This window comes from Limnohabitans sp. Bal53 (assembly GCF_003063355.1).
Lineage (GTDB): Bacteria > Pseudomonadota > Gammaproteobacteria > Burkholderiales > Burkholderiaceae_C > Limnohabitans_A.
The window spans coordinates 17,010-36,704 of the sequence record NZ_NESH01000006.1 but is presented as its reverse complement, the minus strand read 5'-3'; the positions used below and the strand labels follow the sequence as shown (position 1 = coordinate 36,704).

Here is a 19,695-nt window from a genome sequence, read left to right as displayed (position 1 = left end):
GCAGGGGTGTGGCCAACAGCTTGGCACGGTCCCTGCTTAAAGACTATGTCCTTTATTTACTTTTGGAGTTCTTCATGAAATTCGTTACTCAAAAATCTTTGTTGGTTTCCCTGTTCGCTGTTTTGCCTTTTGTCGCCAGCGCCCAACTGTCGAGCAACATTTCCCTGACCACCAACTACAAGTTCCGGGGACAGGATCAGGACGCTTCCAAATCGGCTGATTTCAAGCCCGCTTTGCAGGGTGGTTTTGACTACGCCTTTGGCAATGGTTTGTATGTGGGTAACTGGAACTCCAGCGTGAACTGGCTGTCTGGCAACTCGCTGGAGATGGATGTTTACGGCGGCTACAAGGGTGAACTGAGCCCGGGCTTGGGTTATGACGTGGGCGTGCTGGTGTATGCCTACCCAGGTGCTTCGGCAGCCAACACCACCGAGGTTTATGGCGGCTTGAGCTATGGCCCCTTCTCGGCCAAATATTCACAGACTGTGTCGAGCCAGTACTTCGGTGGCTCCAAGGCTTCTTACTTCAACGTTGGTTACGCCACCGAACTGACCACCGGTCTGACGCTCAAAGCCGCCGTGGGCATGACGAACTTCAAGTCAGGCACTGATTTTTCTGACTACAGCCTGGGCCTGTCTTATGACCTGGGCGACGGTTACAGCTTGGGCGGTGCCTATGTGGGTGCGACCAAGAAGGCGGCTTACGGCTTTGCCAACGACAACCGCGTGGTTTTGTCCCTGTCCAAAGCCATGTGAGCTGGACCTAACCTCATTCAATCCAAGGAGCCATCATGAAACTGGTGACCGCCATCATCAAACCCTTCAAGCTGGACGAGGTGCGTGAAGCACTTTCGGGCATCGGCGTGCAGGGCATCACCGTGACCGAAGTCAAAGGCTTCGGCCGTCAAAAGGGCCATACCGAGCTGTACCGTGGCGCGGAATACGTGGTCGACTTTTTGCCCAAAGTGAAGATCGAAGCCGCTGTTTCGGAGGACCTGGTCGAGCGCGTGATCGAAGCCATCGAATCCGGTGCCCGCACCGGCAAGATCGGCGACGGCAAGATCTTCGTGTACGACCTCGAACAAGTGGTTCGCATCCGCACCGGTGAAACCGGCGGCGAAGCCCTTTGATGGATCAGAAAGAGAGTTGCATATGAAAAAACTGTTTGTCTCACTGGCCTTGGGCCTGAGTTTGTTGGCTTCGGGCACGCTGGCGCTGGCCCAGACCCCAGCTGCCACCGATACCCCTGCAGCCGTGACTGCGCCGGCTTCGGCCGATGCCGCACCTGCAGCCGAAGCGGCCGCGGCCGCCATCAAGGAAACCGTCGACAAGGGCGACGTCACCTGGATGATGATCTCCACCGTGTTGGTCATCATGATGGTCATTCCGGGCCTGGCGCTGTTTTACGGCGGCTTGGTGCGCAGCAAGAACATGCTGTCGGTACTGATGCAGGTCATGGTGGTGTTCTCGCTGATCTCGGTGTTGTGGGCCGTTTACGGCTACAGCCTGGCGTTTGGCGGCGAGGGCCTGATCTATGGCAACTTTGACAAGTTGTTCCTCAAAGGCGTCACACCCGACTCATTGGCAGCGACCTTCACGCCTGGCGTGATGATCCCCGAGTTCATCTTCATCGCTTTCCAGTGCACCTTTGCGGGCATCACCTGCGCGCTGATCGTCGGCTCTTTTGCCGAGCGCATCAAGTTCGCAGCCGTGTTGTTGTTCTGCACCATCTGGTTCACTTTCAGCTACCTGCCCATTGCACACATGGTTTGGGGTGCTGGTGGTTACCTGTTTGACAAGGGTGCTTTGGACTTCGCTGGCGGCACGGTGGTGCACATCAACGCGGCCATGGCTGGTTTGGTGGGTGCTTATGTGATTGGCAAGCGTTTGGGTTACGGCCGTGAATCGATGGCCCCGCACAGCCTGACCTTGACCATGGTGGGTGCTTCCTTGCTGTGGGTGGGTTGGTTCGGTTTCAACGCGGGCTCTAACCTGGAAGCCAACGGTGGCACCACCCTGGCCTTCATCAACACCTTGATGGCCACTGCGGCTGCGGTGCTGGCCTGGTGCGTCGGCGAGACCCTGACCAAAGGCAAAGCCTCCATGCTGGGTGCAGCTTCGGGTGCCGTGGCTGGCTTGGTCGCCATCACCCCCGCTTGCGGTACGGTGGGTGTCATGGGCGCCATCATCATCGGCCTCGTCTCTGGCTTCCTGTGCCTGTGGGGCGTGACGGGTCTGAAGAAGATGCTGGGCGCAGACGATTCGCTGGACGTGTTCGGTGTGCACGGCGTAGGCGGTATCGTGGGTGCCTTGCTGACCGGCGTGTTCTCGGCGGCTTCGTTGGGCGGCATCAAGGGCGGCGATTACTCGATTGCCAGCCAGTTGTTTGTCCAGGCCGAGGGCGTGGTCATCACCATGGTTTGGTCTGCCATCGTCGCTTATGTGGCTTTCAAGATCGTGGACATGTTGGTGGGTCTGCGTGTCACGGAAGAAGAAGAGCGCGAAGGTCTGGACATCTCCTCACACGGTGAGTCGGCCTACCACGGCTAAAAGCCGGTCACTGCAAATTTCATTGCAAGCGGTGGCGAAAGCCACCCCCTCATCAGCCCGCAGTGCTTCGGCCCTGCGGGCTGTTTCTTTGGGAGGTGAGGTTTTGGCTGCTAGGGCCTGAGGATTGATCGGGGTACGTGCCCGCTGACGCGGCGCTGGGTCTCACGGCCTCGGGCACAATGGATTGCATGCCCGCACCTGCCTTGTTGATACCCCACTGGACCGCCCTGACCACCGAACCCGATGGCTTGGGCGAATCGCCTTTTTGGCACCCGCAAGAAGAGCGCTTGTATTGGGTGGACATCCCCGGCCGGCGTATTGGCCGCGTGGGGGTGCAAGGCCTGCAGGCTCAAGGACCGGTCGACTATTGGCCTTTGACCCAGGAGCCGGGCTGCATCGCCCCCGTGCAAGGTGGCGGCTTGGTCATGGCGCTGCGCGATGGCATTTATCTGGCACGCGAGTGGGGTGGCCCCTTGCAGCTGCTGGCGGCTGCGCCGTATGACACGGGCAAGCAACGCTTCAACGACGGCAAGTGCGATGCCCAAGGCCGATTTTGGGCCGGCAGCCTGTACGAGCCGAAAGACCAGAAGTTAGGCGTGTTGTACATGCTGGACGGCCAAGGCCTGCATGCCATGCTGGGTGGCGACAAGGACGGTGTGGTCACCGCCAACGGCCTGGCTTGGTCGCCCGACGGCCGCACGGCTTATTGGGCCGACACGGCCGCACACCAGGTGCGTGCTTTTGACTTTGACGCCGCGAGCGGCCAACTGAGTGCTGGGCGCGTCTTCCACCACATGGCTCCCAAGCCCGCCGGGTGGACTTGGGGTGATGCTGAGTTCTATGGCGGCCGTCCCGACGGCGCGGCTGTGGATTCTGAGGGCTGCTACTGGTCTGCTCAATATGAAGGTGGGCGACTGCTGCGCCTGTCGCCACAAGGTGAAGTGCTGGCCGATCTGCCCACCCCGGCGCTGTGCCCCACCATGCCCTGCTTTGGCGGGGAGGACCTCAAGACCTTGTTCATCACCACTGCCCGGCATGGTCGCAGCCAGGCGGAGCTGGCGCAGTACCCCGGTGCGGGGTGCGTGTGGGCGATGCGGGTGGATGTGGCGGGGGTGCCGGTAAATGGGTTTGTGGACCGGGTTCCAAAAAAATTGGCGGATTTGGGTATCGAGCCCTTGCCAGCAAGAGGGGTGAAAATCACCAATGAACTCATTGATCGTCTGCGGGATCAGTCAGGCATTTGATCCCCGTCATGCCTGGATCAGTTGAGAGCGGGGCGATGGCTTTGAACTTTTCAGCGGTTTGTTCGATTCGTTGAAGGTCAACCGAGCCAACCTTCAGCGCGGCCCCGTTGACGGCTGGCCCATGGCCTGATGAATGACTTCGCCGACAGATGTCGCATGGGGTGCGTAAGCGGCCATGGCCGAACCGACTGCAACCAGGAACAGGGCCGTTGCAGCAAAGGGCAGCGCGGTACGCCGCAAGGTGCTTGACAGCCAATGCTGAGGCGATTGCCCGCGCAAATGGCGGACAAGGGCGTAGGAAAGCGCACCGTCGACCAGCACCTCTGCAAAAAGAATGGGGGCAAGGTAGACAAGGTAGAAACATGCGAGCGCCAACCCGGTGACCGCGCCGATGACCAAGGTGATGGCCAGGAGTGGGATGGCCAGATCGTCAGCTTCGGCCACAGCCCCGAGGGACTCACCGACCGCCCCCAAAGGTGAAGAAGCGTCCGAAGGCAGCGATGTCGCTCCGCCGTTAAAAGAGCCAGTGGCACCGCCGCCGCTGAAATCACCACCACCGCCGCTTTTGAAATCAGGCAAACGGGTGGACGTTCTCGGTCCAGGCAAGGCATGGGTCCAATCTGGCATGTCGAGGTAGTCTTGTGCCTTTGTCCGCAGCCACAGCCACATCAGGAACAGAAAGAACAAATAGGCCACCGCCAGCGCCAAGGGGTAGCGGATCGCCATGGTCTCTACGCCCAAGGGCAACATGACCAATGAAGACAGCAAGCCCACCCCGCCCGTGAGTGCAACGATCAGCGTCATCTGTAGCCTGGGGAATGACGCCTGCATCAGGCGTTTTTTGACTCGCTCGATGGCAAGACTGCGTAAGTGGCCCAGGTTCGGTGGGGGCATGGGGTTGCGGGGCAAAGGCTTCATCCTGCAAAGAATACCTAATAATTCAAATACCCCCTTTGCGGTGACTGCCCTTGCTGCATTCGAAAAGCTCAGAAGAAGCAATTTCCCACAACCTGCCCGTTCAAAAAATTCACGCACGCGTCAGGGCGCGGGCGTTACCATCTTTACCCATGGAAGCTCAACTCAATTCCCTTATCGATGCCGTGCGCCAAGCCGCTGCGGATGGCCGCACTTTGCGCTTGCGCGGTGGCGGCACCAAAGATTTTTGGGGCCAAAGCCTCACGGGCGAGGTGCTCGACACACGGTCTTACCAGGGCATCGTGAGTTACGAGCCCAGCGAGTTGGTGGTCACGGCCCGCTGCGGCACGCCGCTGGTCGAGCTGGAAGCTGCTTTGGCTGAAAAAGGGCAGTGCCTGGCGTTTGAGCCACCGCACTTTGGATCTGGTGCGACGGTGGGCGGCATGGTCGCTTCCGGTCTGAGCGGCCCGGCCCGTGCCACCGCTGGCGCTGTGCGCGACTATGTGCTCGGCGCCCGTTTCATCAACGGCTTGGGCGAGCACCTGACCTTTGGCGGCCAGGTCATGAAAAACGTGGCGGGTTACGACGTGAGCCGCCTCATGGCCGGCAGCTGGGGCACGCTGGGCCTGATCACGGAGGTCAGCCTCAAGGTCTTGCCGGTGGCCCCGGCCGAGGCGACTTTGATGATCGCGGGCCTGGCCCAAGGCCCGGCACTTGATTTGCTGCACCGCTGGGGTGGCCACCCCCTGCCCCTGAATGCCAGCGCCTGGGTGCGCGACACCACCGCCCAGCCTGCGGCGGACTATTTGTTTGTGCGCCTGCGCGGTGCGGTGGCGGCGGTGCAGTCGGCCACCGGCAAGATGGCAGCCGATGCCGTAGCTTTGGGCGCCCAAGTGCAAGCCATGGACAACGCCGAAGCCGCGCAAGACTGGCGTGGCAGTGGCGAGCAAACCTTGCCTTTCTTTGATGCGCCCAGCCCGGATGCCTGCCTCTGGCGGCTGTCGGTGCCACAAACCGCGCCGGTGCTGGATTTGCCTTTCGCCCAATACATTGAATGGCAAGGCGCGCAGCGCTGGCTGTGGGCTCCCGCATCGGCCGCAGTGACTTTGCGTGAAGTGGCGCAGAAGGTCGGTGGCCATGCCACGCTGTCCAGAGTCAGGGTCGCCCATGCTGAGGCGGACAAATCCGTGGGCGTGAACACCCCGCTGGACGCCGTGCAAAAGCGCATCCAGCAACAATTGCAAAAACAGTTTGACCCGAAAGGCGTGTTCGCCACCGGTCGCCTGCACCCACTCTGATCGCGGGACGAACCTCCATGCAAACCAATCTCGCCCCCGAATACCAAAACACCCCCGATGGCCTAGAAGCCGAAGCCATCTTGCGCAAGTGTGTGCACTGCGGCTTTTGCACCGCCACTTGCCCCACCTACCAGTTGCTGGGCGACGAGTTGGACGGCCCGCGTGGCCGCATCTATTTGATGAAGGCGGTGCTTGAAGGCGAAACGCCCACCCGCAAAACCCAGATGCACCTGGACCGGTGCCTGACTTGCCGCAACTGCGAAAGCACTTGCCCGAGCGGCGTGCAATACGGCCACTTGGTCGACATTGGCCGCAAACTGGTGGATGCCAAAGTTGAGCGCCCCGCCAGCGAAAAGCTGGTGCGCTGGGCACTCAAAGAAGGCCTGCCTTCGCCGCTGTTTGCCCCCGCCATGAAGATGGGCCAGATGGTGCGCGGCCTGCTGCCCGAAAGCCTGAAAGCCAAAGTGCCCGCGCCGCAAAACGCCGGTGCCTGGCCCACGGCGCAGCACGACCGCAAGGTGCTGATGCTGGCCGGTTGTGTGCAGCCGAGCATGAGCCCCAACATCAACAGCGCCACCGCCCGCGTGCTCGACGCCGCAGGCATACAAGCCGTGACCGCCCCCAAGGCCGGTTGCTGCGGCGCCGTCAAATTCCACCTGAACGACCATGACGGTGGCAAGGACCACATGCGCGCCAATATTGATGCCTGGTGGCCGTTGGTCGCGTCGGGTGAAGTCGAAGCCATCATCATGAACGCCTCGGGCTGCGGCGTGATGGTCAAGGACTATGGCCATGTGCTGAAAGACGACCCAGCTTATGCCGACAAAGCCGCTCGCATCGGTGCGTTGACCAAAGACCTGAGCGAGTTGCTGCCCGAGCTGGTGCCGTTGCTCAAGGGCAAGCTCAAACCCGAAGCATTGAAAGCCGCAGGCCTGCAGGCCTACCACCCACCCTGCACGCTGCAACACGGCCAGCAACTCAAAGGCGGTGTCGAAAAGCATTTGGGCGATCTGGGGTTCAAGATCAAGGTCACGGCCAATGAGTCGCACCTGTGCTGCGGCTCAGCCGGCACTTACAGCGTGCTCAACCCCGATTTGTCCAAGCAACTGCGCGACCGCAAGCTGGGCCACTTGAATGCACTGGAGCCCCAGGGCGTGCTGAGCGCCAACATCGGCTGCATCACCCACCTGCAAAGCGGCAGCGGCTTGCCTGTACGGCACTGGGTGGAGTTGCTCGATGAGGCAATCCGTTAAAAAAGAGGGCGGTCAGGCGGATCGTGTGAAGGGTGTTCCCACATGTTGTTTGCTGTTTTTTGACCGACAAGCCCGATCACGGACACGTCCGGGCTGAGTATTTGCAGGCGCACATCGATTGGTTGGAGCGGCACAGGGATGTGATCCCTGTGGGCGGGTCGTTGCGGCATGAACCTTCACAAACGCCCAAAGGCGGTTTGTGGATCGCGCAAGCCGCATCCAAACAACAGCTTGAAGCGCTGCTTCAGACCGATCCTTTTTATCTGGCAGGGCTGCGGCAAAGCTATGAAATCCTGCACTGGTCCAAAGCCAACAGTGAACGGCAAGTGCTGATTTGATGCCAGACGGATAGATATCATCCATGGCACTGCTGTTTTTAATGGCACCCGGCATTTACCGGGTCGCTCGGGCAGAGCAAAAACAATCAGGAGCACACCATGGCCACAACAGGCAAAGTTCAGGGTCCGGCATCGTATTTCCCCTCGATTGAAAAAACCTACGGGCAACCTGTGTCGCATTGGTTGAGCATGCTGGACGGCATGCAAGGCAAAAAGCACATGGAGCAGGTGGCGCACCTCAAGACCGAGCACGGCCTGGGCCACGGCCACGCCAACGCGCTGGTGGCCTACCACCGGGCGCAGAACGCAAGCGCTGGCCAAGCCGATTGAGTTTCATAAAACGGCATAAAAAACGCGTTCTGTTAAAGTTTGTGTTATGCCAAAACCCTCTCTTGCCGCCGATCAATTGCCCGCTTCAGCCGCCAAGGCGCTGAGAGATTTGGGTGAAAACCTGGCACTGGCTCGCCAGCGCCGCAAGGAAAGCCTGCGCGCCTGGGCCAGTCGCATGGCGGTGTCGGTGCCCACGCTCATCCGCATGGAAAAGGGCGATCCTTCGGTGGGCATGGGTGTCTATGCCACGGCGCTGTGGCTCATGGGGCGTCATGCTGCGCTGCCTGAAGTGGCCGCTCCGGCGCAAGACCTGAACGCGCTGGAGCAGGACATTGAGGCGGTGCGCCAGCGCAGTCGACGCATGTCGCGCAGGCCGGGAGATGTGTTGAGACCTGGTTCAGTCAACTCAAATACAGCATGAGTTCATGGTCTGATGCTGCTTAAAAAATTTGCATATATTGTCAAAGCCCCGGGCTATTCTGCTGAGAAGCACAGCACGGAACTTTCTTCTGATCAATTCTCAACGCGTATTGTGGGCGCTGCGCATCTGGATCAAACGAATCACAAAATTCCTGTGGGCGTAGTGATGTACACGCCAGATCAAGAAGCAGGGCTGTTAAAACTATTTGGTTGATTGGATGGTTCGGTTCGGCTTAGAGGTGGCAGCCTAGCGCATCCCGATCAAGTGCATGCGCAGCAGCAAGATCTGTTCAGTCGCTTAAATGTGCGCCATGCTGACATGGATGTGTTGGCTCAGTATTTGGACGGAGCATATTTGAGCGAGCAGCGTCGTTTGACTTTATGAAATGCGCGATCCCCAGCTTCCCCACACCCGCCTGAAATCCCTTGCCGATGCAAAGCCGCAGGCCTCGGCCAGTTGCTCCTGGGTCAGTGACGGTTTGTGCGCCATCAACTCTTGCGCACGCGCCATGCGCAGTTGCTGCTGGTAGTCCAGCACGCTGATACCCGTGTGTTGCATGAACAGACGCGACAAATGCCGGGAGCTCACGCACGCCACATTGGCCAGTTCGTCCAATGACCAGCGGTGGGCCGGGTCTTGGCTCAGGCTTTGCGCGATGGCGTCTTGTGCGCGGTGCACCGCTGGGTGCATGTGGTTGCGGTGCGCTAACCAGGGCGACAGCTGTGGGTCGTTGGGGCCGCGCCGGGTGTACAACACCAAGCGCCGTGCCACTTGCGCTGCCAGTGCGGCACCGGCCGCATGGCGGTTTGCAGCCAGCTCACCACTTGCTGAGCTGCGGGCGTTGCATAGTCTTCGCGTTCGTGGCTGTTGCCGGTGATCAGCACCTGGCTGTTGGGCGGCAGTGGCTGGGGCAAGGGTTCAAGCCCGGTCAGTTGGGTGTCCAGCGATGTGGGCACATCGGGCAGCGGCCCGCAGGTGTACAGCGTGAGCGGTGCGCCCATGTCTCGCGCCATGCGCAGGGCTTCGGCCGGGCCAGCGTAGTCGAGCATCAACACGCCGGGCGTGACAACCAGATAAACCGACAGATTCAAGTTTTCCATGGCCAGCGGTTGTGCAGCTTGACTGTCATGCCTGGTTTTTAAAGGCCAGTCATTCGGACGCGCAGCCCTGCGGTTTGAACACCCGTTCGGTCGAAGCCGGGTTGTTCAACAGCTTGGCTGCTGGCCGCACCGGGCGGCGCACCAGTTCGCCGCCGCAGTTGGGGCAGTAGCCGTGCAGGTGGGTGTCGGCGCAGTCGGCGCAAAAAGTGCATTCAAACGAGCAGATGCGTGCATCTTGCGCCGCAGGCGGCAGGTCGCGGTTACAGCATTCACAGTTGGGGCGCAGTTGGAGCATGGGGTTCCCCGGTGGGCGGTTTAAAGGCTGGACAGGCAAGTATCCACGTTCACGATGCGCGCAATGCTGTTGGCCAACACCAGCTCGGTGCGTGTGGTGATGTCTTGGGCGCTGAAGGTCTGGCCGCTGCTTTTGTGCGTCATCGGGAAAGTCAGCGTCGCTTCAGACACAAAGTCCACCGCATAACCCAAGTCCGAGCCCACTCGGGCTGTGGTCTCGCAGCACTGCTCTGTGCGGATGCCGCTGATGATGAGGCGCTGCACGCCTTGACGGCGCAGCCAGTTGTCGAGCCCGGTGTCGGTGAAGGCGTTGTGCACATGCTTGTCAAAGCGTGCGGCGGGCTCGCCCGGCAGCCAGTCCATGGCACGGATCAGGCCCGAGTCGGCACGAAAAGGTGCATCGTCGTCGATGTGAAAAATGTGCACCACCGGTACATCCGCTGCGCGACAACCTGCTTCCAGCTTCAGGAGCGCTTGCTGAAATGGCGCTTCATGGCCAGACGACCAATAAGGCATGTGCAAAAAAGATGGCTGCACATCGATGATGAGCAGAGCGGATTTGGGTGGCTTGGTGAGGCGGGTCATGGTGCGCTGGCTCAGGCGTTGAACATGTCGTCATGGTGCGAATCAGACCGGGCGTTGCACAGGGCTGGGCAAGACCAGAAGGGGACGAAAAAGGACAGCCTTGCCGATCAAGCCTCGCGTAGCACCTGCATCAACTCCACCAAGCCAATCGCTTGTGTGCCGTAACGCATCGGAAAGCGTTCGGTGCCGGGATAAACCACATAGCGCTGGTCGATGTTCAGGTCTGCGCAGGCGATGTCGAAGCCCTTGCTCAGTGTGGGCGCGGTGGATCGTTTGATTTCGATGGCCATCCACGGCTGACCGGCACGCTCAATCAGCAGGTCGATCTCGGCACCCGTATGAGTGCGGTAGCTGTAAGCCGTGCATTGCGGGTGGGCGGCGGCCATCAGGTTGTCGATGCAAAAGCCCTCAAAACTTGGGCCGCACACAGGGTGACCTGCCAGGTCATGCAAGCTGCCTAAGCCCAGCAAAGCGTGCACCAGCCCGCTGTCGCGCACATAGACCTTGGGCGCTTTGACCAGGCGTTTGCCCACATTGCCGCTCCAGGGCCGCAGGCGGCGCACCAGTTGCAGGTCTACCAGCAAGTCGATGTAGCGCTCTACTGCCGGGCTGCTCACGCCCAAGCCACTGGCCAAACGGCTTTGTTGCAGCAGAGCGCCTTGTTGGTGTGCCAGCATGGTCCACAGGCGCCCCACGGTTTCGGCCGGCAGGCGTGGCGCAAACATGGGCACGTCGCGTTGCAGGTAGCTGCGCACAAAGTCTTCGCGCCAGCGCAGGCTGGCCCCATCGCTGGCGGCCAAGAGGCTGTCCGGAAAACCGCCACGCAGCCACAGCGTGTCCAGATCGGCGGCGGGCCATTCGAGCCCGTGAACAGGGCCAATCTCCAGATAAGCCACGCGCCCGGCCAGCGTTTCACTGCTTTGCTGCATCAAGTCAAGCGAGGCAGATCCCAGCAGCAAGAAATGGCCAAAGCGCTGGCCTGCACGGCGGCGCTCGTCGATGATGCCGCGCAGGACTTCAAACAGGCCCGGCATGCGGTGGATTTCATCGAGGATGACCAATTTGCCGCCTTGAGCGCGCAAAAATGCGTCGGCGTCTTGCAGCCGCAAACGGTCTGCCGGACGTTCCAGATCGAGGTAAGTTGAGCCAGCTGGCCAGGTGTCGGCCAGCGTGAGCGCCAAGGTGGTTTTGCCGACCTGACGCGGTCCGAGCAGCACCACTGCCGGGGCTTCGTGCAGGCGCTCAGACAGCGTGGTGAGGGTTTGACGGTCAATCATCCTTGAAATTTTAACGTGTGACGTTGGTATTTCAATGTTTAATGGATAAATCCTGCCTCGCCGACCTGAGTTGCCAGCCCTATAAGTCCTTTTCCTCATCCGGCAAGACCAGCGCCGATGCACGCCAAAATGCCCACCCGGGTAGGATTCAGCACTGGACGGCAGACAGCGCTTGCTCAGCGCAAACAAAGGACAAGACGATGGCGATACCTTGGTTGATGGCGCTCAAAGTGATTCCCTGGGGCGATGTGATCGAACACGCGCCTTCGGTGCTCAAAGCCGCACGCAAGCTGATGGACCGCCAACCCGCTCAGCCCCCAGGCGAAGCGGGCACCCCCGCCACAACGACCCCGGTCAGTGCGGTGCCCAGCTTGGGCGAGCTTAAAAACGCCTTGATCGCTGCGCAAGGCCAGATCGATCGCCAAGCCCAGACCCAGCGCGAACTCACCGAAACCCTGGCCGAGTTGGCCGAACAAAATGCGCGCTTGGTCAGTGCTGTGGAAGTGTTGCGCCTGCGCACGCGGGTGTTGGTGTGGGGTGGCGCGGCTGTGTTGGTGTGGTTGGCGGTGCTGACGTGGTGGGCTTGAGCCGAGGCGCTTGAATGGGTTGGAGGCTCTTCATGCAGAGCCGTTGGTTCAGTCTGGCAGCCCCAGCCGCCGGGTACGGAAGCCAATGACTTGATATCAAACTACCCTCAAAATAACATCAAAACACCATCAAGCCGTCAGCGCCGCCTCAATGTCCTTGGCGATCTTTTCGGGCGAATCTTGCGGCGCATAGCGCTTGATCACACGCCCGTCGCGCCCCACCAAAAATTTGGTGAAGTTCCATTTGATGGCCTTGCTGCCCAAAATGCCAGGCGCTTCAGCCGTGAGCCATTGGTACAGCGGGTGGGCGTCGTCGCCGTTCACTTTGACCTTGCTCATCATCTGAAAGCTCACGCCGTAGTTCTTTTGGCAAAAGTTGGCAATCTGTGCGTCTTCGCCCGGGTCTTGGCTGGCGAACTGGTTGCAGGGAAAGCCCAGCACGGCCAAGCCTTGGTCGGCGTAGGTTTTGTGCAGCTTTTCAAGGCCAGTGAACTGGGGTGTGAAGCCGCAGGCGCTGGCGGTGTTGACGATCAGCATCACCTGACCTTGGTAGCGCGACAGGGGCACGGTTTGGTGGTCGATGCTTTGGGCTTCGAGGTCGTACAGGCTCATGGGGTGCTTTCCGGTGGAAGTGGGCAAAAGGACATCATGCCAGCGACAGCCGATGGCGGTACAAGCTGTGTCATTTGGCCTTGTGGCCCGGCCCGACGATGGACAGCAACGCCGCCAGCAAGATCAAAGACCCGCCGATCAGGGTGCGGCTGTCCCAGCTGGATGCGCCCAGCAGCACCGAGGACACGCTGGCAAACAGCACTTCGGACAGCATGACCAGTGCCGTGGTGTGGGCGGCCAGGCGGGCGGCGCCGTATTGCAGCGCCAGGTTGCCCAACAAAAAGGAGATGCTCAGCAGGGCCACCAAGGGCAGCCAGCTCCAAGTGGGGGCCGCGCCGATGACCACGACGCCCGTGGCCAAACCCACAAAGGCCGCTAGCGTGGCCATGACCGCGCCACCGCCAAACATGGCCAGGGTGCGCGACGAGCTGGGGGTGTCCTTGAGTTTGAGCAGCAAGGCGTTGGTGATGGCAAACGTCAGACCCCCCATCAGGGCCAGGCCATCGGCCAGGCTTTCGGGCACGGGCCAAGGCGTTTCGGGGGTTTTGAGCACGATGAACAAACCGGCCAGCGCTAAAAGCAAGCGCAGCAGGGCCATGGGGGTGGGTTTTTCACCCAGCAGCCACCAGGCCACCAGCACCGACCAGGCCGGCATCAAATAAAACAGCAGCACCACGCGCACCACGTCGCCCACCGTCACGGCCCAGTTGAAGCCCACATTGGTCAGGCCCGAGGCCAGCAACAAGAGCCACAACCCGGAGTGGCCGCGCCAGCTCAGCAGTTGCCCGCTGCGCCACAACCACAAGGCGATGGACACAAAGACGAAGGCGTAGACCAGCGCCGTAGCCCACAACGGGTGCAGGCCCTGGGCTTCGAGTTGTTTGAAGGGCCACCAGCACACGCCCCAGACAAAGGCGTTGAACAAGAGCCCGGCAATCGCCAGGCTTTTGGGGGAGGTGCGGCCCATGCGTGGGGCAGCTTAAGAAGCGTCGCCGGGGGCTTTGGCAGCTGCTGCAGTGGACCGGCGCTTTTGCCACCAGCGCCAGCCCAGCCAGCCACCGCCGATGCCGAGCAGCGCAAAGATGCCGTACTGGAACTGGTGCAGCACGCCAAACATCCAGTCCCAGTTTTGCGCACCTAAGTAGCCCAGGTACACCCAGATCGGCACGCTGATCAAGGCGGCAAAGCCATCCATGAAAAACCAGGTGGTAAAGCTCACGCGTCGGCTCATGCCGGCCGAGAAGAACACCGGTGTGCGCAAACCGGGCAAAAACCGGGCCACGAACATGACCCATTTGCCGTATTTCTGGAAGGCGTCTTGGGCGCTGGCAAAGCGCTCGGGTGTGAGGATTTTGCGAAAGCCGGGCAATTTGGAAATGCGCTCACCGTACAGCCGGCCCAAGGTGAACATCAGGCCATCACCGACCATGACGCCCGCCATGCCCACTGCAAACATGGTGTGCACGTCGGCATGCCCCAGACCTGCGATCACGCCGCCAGTGACCAAGGTCACGTCTTCAGGCACGGGCACGCCAAAGCCGCAGATCAACAGCATCACGAACACGGCCAAATAGCCGTATTCGGTGAAGATGGGCATCAAGAACTCAAAAACTTCCATGGATTTCAAAGTCTGGCGGCGCAAAACCCGGTGGCGAAATGCAGGGGGTCAGCAGGCTGCGCGCCAGTGTAAAGCATTTGCAAGCCCCTTCCAGAGACGGGTCAGGCGGGTATTCCCGGGGCCTGGCGGCGTGGGCCTGCAGCGGACAGTGCGGCCTTCGTTTGGCCAGAGCCACGACTTTGCTGGCACACTTGCAAACCTCTTTTGTGCAAGCCCAGACCCCATGCCCCGCCCCATTCAAGCGACCATCCATACCGCCGCGCTGCGCCGCAACCTGAGCTGTGCCCAGCAAGCCGCGCCCGATGCTCAAGCTTGGGCCGTGGTCAAGGCCAATGCTTATGGCCATGGCATCGAGCGGGTGTTTGATGGTTTGCGAGGGGCCGATGGCTTTGCTCTCTTGGACCTGGGTGAGGCCGAGCGGGTGCGTGCCCTGGGCTGGCGCGGCCCGATCTTGCTGCTCGAAGGCGCTTTTGAGGCGCGTGACCTGGAGTTGTGCTCCCGCCTGCACCTGTGGCACACGGTGCATTGCGACGAGCAGATCGATATGCTGGCGCTGCACAAGACGCACGAGCCGCACCGGGTGTTCTTGAAGATGAACTCGGGCATGAACCGGCTGGGCTTTGCACCGCAGCGTTTTCGCTCGGCCTGGACACGCTTGAACGCTTTGCCGCAGGTGGACGAAATTTCGCTCATGACCCATTTCAGCGACGCCGATGGCCCCAAGGGCATCGCCGAGCAGATGGCCCGCTTTGAAGAAGCCACCCGCGACCTGCCGGGCGAGCGCAGCCTCAGCAACAGCGCCGCCACCTTGCGTCATGCGCAGGATGCCGCTGTCAAAGCCGACTGGATCCGCCCTGGCATCGCGGTTTACGGTAGCTCGCCCGATTTTCCAGAACACAGCGCGGCGTACTGGGGCCTGCAGCCCGCTATGAGTTTGAACGCCAAAATCATCGCCGTTCAGCAACTGCAGGCGGGCGACAGCGTGGGTTATGGCTCTAGCTTTGTGGCCGATGCCCCCCTGCGCATTGGCGTGGTGGCCTGCGGCTACGCCGACGGTTACCCGCGCATCTGCCCCACGGGCACGCCCGTGCTGGTGGACGGTCAACGGGGCCGCACCGTGGGCCGCGTGAGCATGGACATGCTGACGGTGGACCTGAGTCCCTTTCCCGATGCAGGTGTGGGCAGCACTGTCACGCTGTGGGGGCAGTCGGCCCAAGGTGCGGTGCTCGGCATCGACGAGGTGGCGCAAGCGGCGGGCACCGTGGGTTACGAGCTGATGTGTGCGCTCGCGCAGCGCGTGCCCGTGTTGGTGCAAGACTGAAAGCTTGCTGCGGGCGAGACATGGGCCCCAGGCCTGTGGCCGCACAATCGGGTTCATGCCTCATCGCGCCCCGCCTCACGTCCATGACCAACTCGCCTTGTGGGTGGCGTTGGTCTTGATTGTCATCTGGGGGGGCAACTTCACGCTGCAAAAGTACCTGTTTGACCTGATCACCCCCGGTGGTTTTTTGTGGGCGCGTTACCTCATCATGCCCGTGTGCGCGTTGCTGCTGATGCGCTGGCGCTTTGGACGCTGGTTGCCGCCGCTACCGCGCCCAGTGTGGCTGCATATGGCCTGGTTGGGCTTCATAGGCCACTCTTTGCATGTGGGGCTGGTCACTTATGGCATTCATTGGTCCACCGCATTTTCCAGCTCGGTTATTTTGGCGTGCGGACCAATTTTTACCTTGTTGATACTGCGCATCCAGGGCTTGGAGCGCTTGACGGCGGCGCAGTTGTCCGGCGTGACTTTGGCCTTGGGTGGCGTCTTGATGTTTCTCTCGGACAAATTATTGGGCGGTAACTGGCGTGCTGGCGGGGGAGACTTGGTCTTGCTGGTGGCTGCCAGTTTGTTCTCTTATTACACCGTGGCGGTCAAGCCTGTGATGCAAGAACACGGTCCGGTGCTGACCATGGGTTATGCCACCTTGTTGGGTGGTTTGCCGGTCATGCTGCTGTCGCTGCCTGCAGGCCTGGATGCGAACTGGGCAGCGCTCGATGTTTGGGCCTGGGTGGGCCTGTTCTGGTCGGTGTTGGTGTCGGCCTTCATCGGCTGGTTGGCCTGGGGCTGGATCAACAATGTGCGTGGCGTGGCCCGCACAGCGCCTTTGATCTATTTGATGCCGCCCATGGCGGGCCTGTTTGCCTGGGCGCTGTCGGGTGAGCACTACACCTGGATCAAGATCGCTGGAGCCGGCGTGACTTTGCTGGGCGTTGCGCTGGCGCAGTACGCTGGGCAAATCAAGTGGCGCTTGCGCTGAACGGTGGTCAAAGCAGCCAGGTGTCGTAGGCGGTTTTGCAGATCAGGGCCAGCACCACAAAGATGAAAATCTGGCGCACAAAGCCCGCCCCGTGCTTGAGGGCCAGGCGCGTGCCGATGATGCTGCCGATGATGTTGGACACCGCCATGGCCAGCGCCAGGTGCCACCACACATGGCCTTGGTAGGCGAACAACATCAGGGCCGAAAAATTGGTCGCGACGTTGATCAGTTTGGCCGAGGCCGAGGCGTTTAAAAAGTCATAACCCAGCAGCCGCACATAAGCAAACACCAGAAAGCTGCCTGTGCCGGGGCCAAAAAAACCGTCATAAAAACCGATCGTCAAACCGATGCCCGAGGCGATCCAGGCCTCTTGGCGGCCAGCAAAACGCGGGGCGTGACGGCGGCCCATGTCTTTTTTGGCCAGGGTGTAGACGAGCAAGACCGCCAGCATCACGGGCAGGGCTTTGCGAAACAGGGCTGGGTCGACCTGCGTGACCATCCAGGCCCCGATGACCGAACCCACCAGGCCCGCGCCAGCCGCCGGGAGCAAAGAGCGCCAGGGCATGACCACTTTGCGGCTGTACTGCACCGTGGCAAAGGCCGTGCCCCAAATGGAGGCGCTTTTGTTGGTGCCAAACAAGGTGGCGGGGGCCGCACCAGGAAAGGTGGCAAACAGCGCGGGCAGCAAGATCAGGCCACCACCGCCCACGATCGAGTCGATCAGCCCGGCCAGCAGCGAGGCCAGCGAAACAATCAGTAATTCCATGGGGTCGATTGTGGCATCGGGTTTTGGCGACGTTGGTCCTGTCAAGGCGTCATGACGCGGCCAAAAAAAAGCGCCGCTTGCGCGACGCTTGGGGAAATCACACCTCGTTTGGATGTTGCTTGATGTACTTGTTCTTCGGGTCTCGAAATGTCTCCTCGGCCCTCAGGATGCAGTTACTGCTTTGCATCGAGTGCATGAAATGTACGGTAACAAGACCCCAAGTTTTCTCAGGGATTTCCCCATTTGGGGGAAATCCCTGAGACGCAAAGCCGTGCCAAAGGTCAAAAAGTGAAATTTTGCGGCTGACGCAGACGTTCAGCCCCGGCTAAATGGGTTTTGGGGTTGGCGTGTGGGGGTCAGCGGGCTGCGTCTTGCACGATCCAACGCGCTGCTTTTTCCGCAATCATGAGCGTGGGGCTGTTGGTATTGCCGCTGGTGATGGTGGGCATCACGCCGGCATCGACCACGCGCAGGCCCGCTACGCCACGCACCTGCAGGCGCGAGTTGACCACGGCCATCGGGTCGTCACCCCGCCCCATGCGGGTGGTGCCCACAGGGTGGAAGATGGTGCTGGCGATGTCCCCAGCCAGTTTGGCCAGCTCTTCGTCGCTTTGGTACTGCACGCCGGGCTTGAACTCTTCGGGTGCAAAAGGGGCCATGGCGGGTTGCGCCATGATGCGGCGCGTCACCCGCAGGCTGTCAGCGGCCACTTTTCGGTCGGCTTCGGTGGCCAGGTAGTTGGGGGCGATGGCGGGCGCATCTTCGAAGTGCGGCGTCTTGATCTCAACTCTGCCCCGGCTGGTGGGGTTGAGGTTGCACACGCTGGCCGTGATCGCCGGAAAGCTGTGCAGCGGCTCTCCAAAGGCGTCCAGGCTGAGCGGCTGAACGTGGTATTGGATGTTGGCGTGCGGCTGCGACGGATCGCTCTTGGTGAATGCACCGAGCTGGCTCGGCGCCATGCTCATGGGGCCGGTGCGCTTGAGGGCGTATTCCAGCCCGATCATGGCCTTGCCCCACAAGCTGCTGGCCAAGGTGTTCAGGGTTTTGGTGTTTTGAACTTTGTAGACCGAGCGGATCTGCAAATGGTCTTGCAAGTTGGCGCCCACTCCGGGCAGGTCAACCTGCACGGGCACGCCTTTGGCCCGCAGCAGCTCGGCGGGGCCAATGCCCGAGAGCTGCAAAATCTGCACCGAGCCGATGCTGCCCGCGCTCAAGATCACCTCGGCCTGGGCGCTCACATTCACCGCCTGCCCCTTGCGCACCAAGTTCGCGCCCACGCAGCGCATGCTGCCATCGGATTGGGGGGCCAGCTGGAGCGCTTGTACCCGGGTTTCGGTCCAGACCGTCAGATTGGGGCGCTGCTGGGCGGGGCGCAAAAACGCCTTGGACGCATTCCAGCGCCAACCGTCTTTCTGGTTCACCTCAAAGTATCCCACACCTTCGTTGTTGCCCGTGTTGAAGTCCGGCGTGGCCGGGATGCCCGCCTGCACCGCTGCCTGTGCAAAGGCGTCCAGCACTTCCCAGCGCAGGCGCTGCTTTTCAATGCGCCACTCACCGCCGTGACCGTGCAGTTGGACAAAGTCACCCCGAGCGCCTCCGTGCTGGCGGGCAAAGTCAGGTGCCAGCGCTGCATCGAGTTTGTGGTGGTTTTCGTGCGCTTTGAAGTCGGCCAAGCAGGGCTGCCAGCGCCAGGCCTCGTCACCCGTGACCTCGGCCCAGTGCTCGTAATCGCGCGACTGCCCGCGCATGTAAATCATGCCGTTGATGCTGCTGCAGCCGCCCAGCGCCTTGCCACGCGGGTAACGCAGGCTGCGCCCGTTCAGACCCTGGGCTGCTTCGGTTTGGTACAGCCAGTCGGTGCGCGGGTTGCCAATGCAGTACAGGTAACCCACCGGGATGTGGATCCAGTGGTAGTTGTCTTTTTTGCCCGCCTCCACCAGCAAGACCCGCTTGCTGGGGTCGGCACTGAGCCGGTTGGCCAGCAAACACCCTGCGGTGCCTGCGCCGATGACGATGTAGTCAAAGCTGTTGTGGTTCATGGTCTGGCCGGTCTCCTCAGCCGATCATTGTGCCTTTGGAATGGTCATCTCGTTCAGAACGAACGTAGCGTCCGTGACTCAGGATGGGCCGCGCGACCGATTTGCTGGCGCGGAAGCGCCCGATGAGGCCATGTGGCTCAGCCTGAGGCGCGGATGCGGCATCTGCTCC

Annotated in this window: 24 protein-coding genes; 13 read left to right on the top strand and 11 right to left on the bottom strand. The window is 61.1% G+C overall.

Features of this window, described 5'->3' with window-relative positions:
• Positions 1–74 precede the first annotated feature (74 nt).
• The 4 genes from B9Z50_RS14575 (at position 75) to B9Z50_RS14560 (ending at position 3,793) form a co-directional block, all read left to right on the top strand.
• A complete protein-coding gene (locus tag B9Z50_RS14575; RefSeq protein WP_108365494.1) occupies positions 75–755 on the top strand; it encodes a TorF family putative porin in 681 nt (226 codons plus the stop codon).
• A 35-nt stretch (positions 756–790) separates the two neighbouring features.
• Entirely contained in the window at positions 791–1,129 is a 339-nt protein-coding gene (gene glnK / locus B9Z50_RS14570; RefSeq protein WP_108365493.1) for a P-II family nitrogen regulator, read from the top strand.
• 22 nt (positions 1,130–1,151) lie between these two features.
• Positions 1,152–2,549 (top strand): ammonium transporter, encoded by a 1,398-nt coding sequence (locus B9Z50_RS14565; protein ID WP_108365492.1) that lies wholly within the window; start codon positions 1,152–1,154, stop codon positions 2,547–2,549.
• Positions 2,550–2,686: 137 nt separating this feature from the next.
• Entirely contained in the window at positions 2,687–3,793 is a 1,107-nt protein-coding gene (locus B9Z50_RS14560) for an SMP-30/gluconolactonase/LRE family protein (protein WP_370463083.1), read from the top strand.
• Positions 3,794–3,886: 93 nt separating this feature from the next.
• Here B9Z50_RS14560 and B9Z50_RS14555 read toward each other — a convergent pair whose 3' ends face one another.
• Positions 3,887–4,687, bottom strand: coding sequence for a hypothetical protein (locus B9Z50_RS14555; RefSeq protein WP_233249889.1), 801 nt, complete (start codon positions 4,685–4,687; stop codon positions 3,887–3,889).
• 173 nt (positions 4,688–4,860) lie between these two features.
• Here B9Z50_RS14555 and glcE point away from each other — a divergent pair, with 173 nt between their 5' ends.
• From glcE to B9Z50_RS17500, 6 genes are all read left to right on the top strand, one after another.
• Complete coding sequence (gene glcE / locus B9Z50_RS14550; protein ID WP_108365491.1) at positions 4,861–6,006, top strand: glycolate oxidase subunit GlcE; 1,146 nt, start codon at positions 4,861–4,863, stop codon at positions 6,004–6,006.
• A gap of 17 nt (positions 6,007–6,023) precedes the next feature.
• A complete protein-coding gene (gene glcF, locus B9Z50_RS14545; RefSeq protein ID WP_108365490.1) occupies positions 6,024–7,259 on the top strand; it encodes a glycolate oxidase subunit GlcF in 1,236 nt (411 codons plus the stop codon).
• A 59-nt stretch (positions 7,260–7,318) separates the two neighbouring features.
• The gene (locus B9Z50_RS14540; protein WP_108365489.1) at positions 7,319–7,597 is read left to right on the top strand and encodes a YciI family protein; all 279 of its coding nucleotides are present in this window, start codon (positions 7,319–7,321) and stop codon (positions 7,595–7,597) included.
• 99 nt (positions 7,598–7,696) lie between these two features.
• On the top strand, positions 7,697–7,927 hold the full coding sequence (locus tag B9Z50_RS14535) for a DUF4287 domain-containing protein (RefSeq protein ID WP_108365488.1): 231 nt from the start codon (positions 7,697–7,699) through the stop codon (positions 7,925–7,927).
• A gap of 46 nt (positions 7,928–7,973) precedes the next feature.
• Positions 7,974–8,348, top strand: coding sequence for an XRE family transcriptional regulator (locus tag B9Z50_RS14530; protein WP_108365487.1), 375 nt, complete (start codon positions 7,974–7,976; stop codon positions 8,346–8,348).
• 12 nt (positions 8,349–8,360) lie between these two features.
• The gene (locus B9Z50_RS17500) at positions 8,361–8,561 is read left to right on the top strand and encodes a hypothetical protein (protein WP_146183223.1); all 201 of its coding nucleotides are present in this window, start codon (positions 8,361–8,363) and stop codon (positions 8,559–8,561) included.
• Between the two features lie 165 nt (positions 8,562–8,726).
• Here B9Z50_RS17500 and B9Z50_RS17795 read toward each other — a convergent pair whose 3' ends face one another.
• The 5 genes from B9Z50_RS17795 to B9Z50_RS14510 all read right to left on the bottom strand — a co-directional run bounded on the left by B9Z50_RS17795 (position 8,727) and on the right by B9Z50_RS14510 (position 11,604).
• The gene (locus B9Z50_RS17795) at positions 8,727–9,038 is read right to left on the bottom strand and encodes a helix-turn-helix domain-containing protein (protein ID WP_199221760.1); all 312 of its coding nucleotides are present in this window, start codon (positions 9,036–9,038) and stop codon (positions 8,727–8,729) included.
• A 14-nt stretch (positions 9,039–9,052) separates the two neighbouring features.
• A complete protein-coding gene (locus B9Z50_RS17790) occupies positions 9,053–9,448 on the bottom strand; it encodes a hypothetical protein (protein ID WP_199221759.1) in 396 nt (131 codons plus the stop codon).
• Between the two features lie 49 nt (positions 9,449–9,497).
• Complete coding sequence (locus B9Z50_RS14520) at positions 9,498–9,743, bottom strand: DUF1272 domain-containing protein (RefSeq protein ID WP_108365486.1); 246 nt, start codon at positions 9,741–9,743, stop codon at positions 9,498–9,500.
• A gap of 20 nt (positions 9,744–9,763) precedes the next feature.
• Complete coding sequence (locus B9Z50_RS14515; RefSeq protein WP_108365485.1) at positions 9,764–10,327, bottom strand: isochorismatase family protein; 564 nt, start codon at positions 10,325–10,327, stop codon at positions 9,764–9,766.
• Positions 10,328–10,434: 107 nt separating this feature from the next.
• Positions 10,435–11,604, bottom strand: a complete 1,170-nt coding sequence (locus B9Z50_RS14510) for an ATP-binding protein (RefSeq protein ID WP_108365484.1) — start codon at positions 11,602–11,604, stop codon at positions 10,435–10,437.
• Between the two features lie 200 nt (positions 11,605–11,804).
• Here B9Z50_RS14510 and B9Z50_RS14505 point away from each other — a divergent pair, with 200 nt between their 5' ends.
• Positions 11,805–12,191, top strand: a complete 387-nt coding sequence (locus B9Z50_RS14505) for a hypothetical protein (protein ID WP_108365483.1) — start codon at positions 11,805–11,807, stop codon at positions 12,189–12,191.
• Positions 12,192–12,320: 129 nt separating this feature from the next.
• Here B9Z50_RS14505 and B9Z50_RS14500 read toward each other — a convergent pair whose 3' ends face one another.
• From B9Z50_RS14500 to B9Z50_RS14490, 3 genes are all read right to left on the bottom strand, one after another.
• Positions 12,321–12,803 carry a glutathione peroxidase gene (locus tag B9Z50_RS14500; protein ID WP_108365482.1) on the bottom strand — a complete coding sequence of 161 codons (483 nt, stop codon included), beginning with the start codon at positions 12,801–12,803 and terminating at the stop codon, positions 12,321–12,323.
• A gap of 70 nt (positions 12,804–12,873) precedes the next feature.
• A complete protein-coding gene (locus B9Z50_RS14495; RefSeq protein WP_108365481.1) occupies positions 12,874–13,770 on the bottom strand; it encodes a DMT family transporter in 897 nt (298 codons plus the stop codon).
• 12 nt (positions 13,771–13,782) lie between these two features.
• On the bottom strand, positions 13,783–14,421 hold the full coding sequence (locus tag B9Z50_RS14490) for a DedA family protein (protein WP_108365480.1): 639 nt from the start codon (positions 14,419–14,421) through the stop codon (positions 13,783–13,785).
• Positions 14,422–14,644: 223 nt separating this feature from the next.
• On the opposite strand from B9Z50_RS14490, the gene alr reads away from it, so the two are divergent.
• Together alr and B9Z50_RS14480 are read left to right on the top strand one after the other, a co-directional pair.
• Positions 14,645–15,742 carry an alanine racemase gene (alr, locus tag B9Z50_RS14485; RefSeq protein WP_108365479.1) on the top strand — a complete coding sequence of 366 codons (1,098 nt, stop codon included), beginning with the start codon at positions 14,645–14,647 and terminating at the stop codon, positions 15,740–15,742.
• Positions 15,743–15,797: 55 nt separating this feature from the next.
• Positions 15,798–16,721: a DMT family transporter gene (locus tag B9Z50_RS14480; protein WP_108365478.1), complete on the top strand. Its 924-nt coding sequence runs from the start codon at positions 15,798–15,800 to the stop codon at positions 16,719–16,721.
• Positions 16,722–16,728: 7 nt separating this feature from the next.
• Here B9Z50_RS14480 and B9Z50_RS14475 read toward each other — a convergent pair whose 3' ends face one another.
• Complete coding sequence (locus tag B9Z50_RS14475; protein WP_108365477.1) at positions 16,729–17,487, bottom strand: TSUP family transporter; 759 nt, start codon at positions 17,485–17,487, stop codon at positions 16,729–16,731.
• 356 nt (positions 17,488–17,843) lie between these two features.
• A complete protein-coding gene (locus tag B9Z50_RS14470; RefSeq protein ID WP_108365476.1) occupies positions 17,844–19,526 on the bottom strand; it encodes a GMC family oxidoreductase in 1,683 nt (560 codons plus the stop codon).
• Positions 19,527–19,695 lie beyond the last annotated feature (169 nt).

What these genes read in the sequence shown, in the direction of transcription:
- B9Z50_RS14470 (WP_108365476.1), bottom strand. Translation starts at nt 19,526, where the DNA reads ATGAACCACAACAGCTTTGACTACATCGTCATCGGCGCAGGCACCGCA.
- B9Z50_RS14480 (WP_108365478.1), top strand. Translation starts at nt 15,798, where the DNA reads ATGCCTCATCGCGCCCCGCCTCACGTCCATGACCAACTCGCCTTGTGG.
- B9Z50_RS14535 (WP_108365488.1), top strand. Translation starts at nt 7,697, where the DNA reads ATGGCCACAACAGGCAAAGTTCAGGGTCCGGCATCGTATTTCCCCTCG.
- B9Z50_RS17500 (WP_146183223.1), top strand. Translation starts at nt 8,361, where the DNA reads ATGCTGCTTAAAAAATTTGCATATATTGTCAAAGCCCCGGGCTATTCT.
- B9Z50_RS17790 (WP_199221759.1), bottom strand. Translation starts at nt 9,448, where the DNA reads ATGGAAAACTTGAATCTGTCGGTTTATCTGGTTGTCACGCCCGGCGTG.
- B9Z50_RS14495 (WP_108365481.1), bottom strand. Translation starts at nt 13,770, where the DNA reads ATGGGCCGCACCTCCCCCAAAAGCCTGGCGATTGCCGGGCTCTTGTTC.
- B9Z50_RS14490 (WP_108365480.1), bottom strand. Translation starts at nt 14,421, where the DNA reads ATGGAAGTTTTTGAGTTCTTGATGCCCATCTTCACCGAATACGGCTAT.
- B9Z50_RS14500 (WP_108365482.1), bottom strand. Translation starts at nt 12,803, where the DNA reads ATGAGCCTGTACGACCTCGAAGCCCAAAGCATCGACCACCAAACCGTG.
- B9Z50_RS14530 (WP_108365487.1), top strand. Translation starts at nt 7,974, where the DNA reads ATGCCAAAACCCTCTCTTGCCGCCGATCAATTGCCCGCTTCAGCCGCC.
- glcF (WP_108365490.1), top strand. Translation starts at nt 6,024, where the DNA reads ATGCAAACCAATCTCGCCCCCGAATACCAAAACACCCCCGATGGCCTA.
- B9Z50_RS14520 (WP_108365486.1), bottom strand. Translation starts at nt 9,743, where the DNA reads ATGCTCCAACTGCGCCCCAACTGTGAATGCTGTAACCGCGACCTGCCG.
- glcE (WP_108365491.1), top strand. Translation starts at nt 4,861, where the DNA reads ATGGAAGCTCAACTCAATTCCCTTATCGATGCCGTGCGCCAAGCCGCT.
- B9Z50_RS14565 (WP_108365492.1), top strand. Translation starts at nt 1,152, where the DNA reads ATGAAAAAACTGTTTGTCTCACTGGCCTTGGGCCTGAGTTTGTTGGCT.
- glnK (WP_108365493.1), top strand. Translation starts at nt 791, where the DNA reads ATGAAACTGGTGACCGCCATCATCAAACCCTTCAAGCTGGACGAGGTG.
- B9Z50_RS14475 (WP_108365477.1), bottom strand. Translation starts at nt 17,487, where the DNA reads ATGGAATTACTGATTGTTTCGCTGGCCTCGCTGCTGGCCGGGCTGATC.
- B9Z50_RS14510 (WP_108365484.1), bottom strand. Translation starts at nt 11,604, where the DNA reads ATGATTGACCGTCAAACCCTCACCACGCTGTCTGAGCGCCTGCACGAA.
- B9Z50_RS17795 (WP_199221760.1), bottom strand. Translation starts at nt 9,038, where the DNA reads ATGCACCCAGCGGTGCACCGCGCACAAGACGCCATCGCGCAAAGCCTG.
- alr (WP_108365479.1), top strand. Translation starts at nt 14,645, where the DNA reads ATGCCCCGCCCCATTCAAGCGACCATCCATACCGCCGCGCTGCGCCGC.
- B9Z50_RS14505 (WP_108365483.1), top strand. Translation starts at nt 11,805, where the DNA reads ATGGCGATACCTTGGTTGATGGCGCTCAAAGTGATTCCCTGGGGCGAT.
- B9Z50_RS14515 (WP_108365485.1), bottom strand. Translation starts at nt 10,327, where the DNA reads ATGACCCGCCTCACCAAGCCACCCAAATCCGCTCTGCTCATCATCGAT.
- B9Z50_RS14575 (WP_108365494.1), top strand. Translation starts at nt 75, where the DNA reads ATGAAATTCGTTACTCAAAAATCTTTGTTGGTTTCCCTGTTCGCTGTT.
- B9Z50_RS14555 (WP_233249889.1), bottom strand. Translation starts at nt 4,687, where the DNA reads ATGCCCCCACCGAACCTGGGCCACTTACGCAGTCTTGCCATCGAGCGA.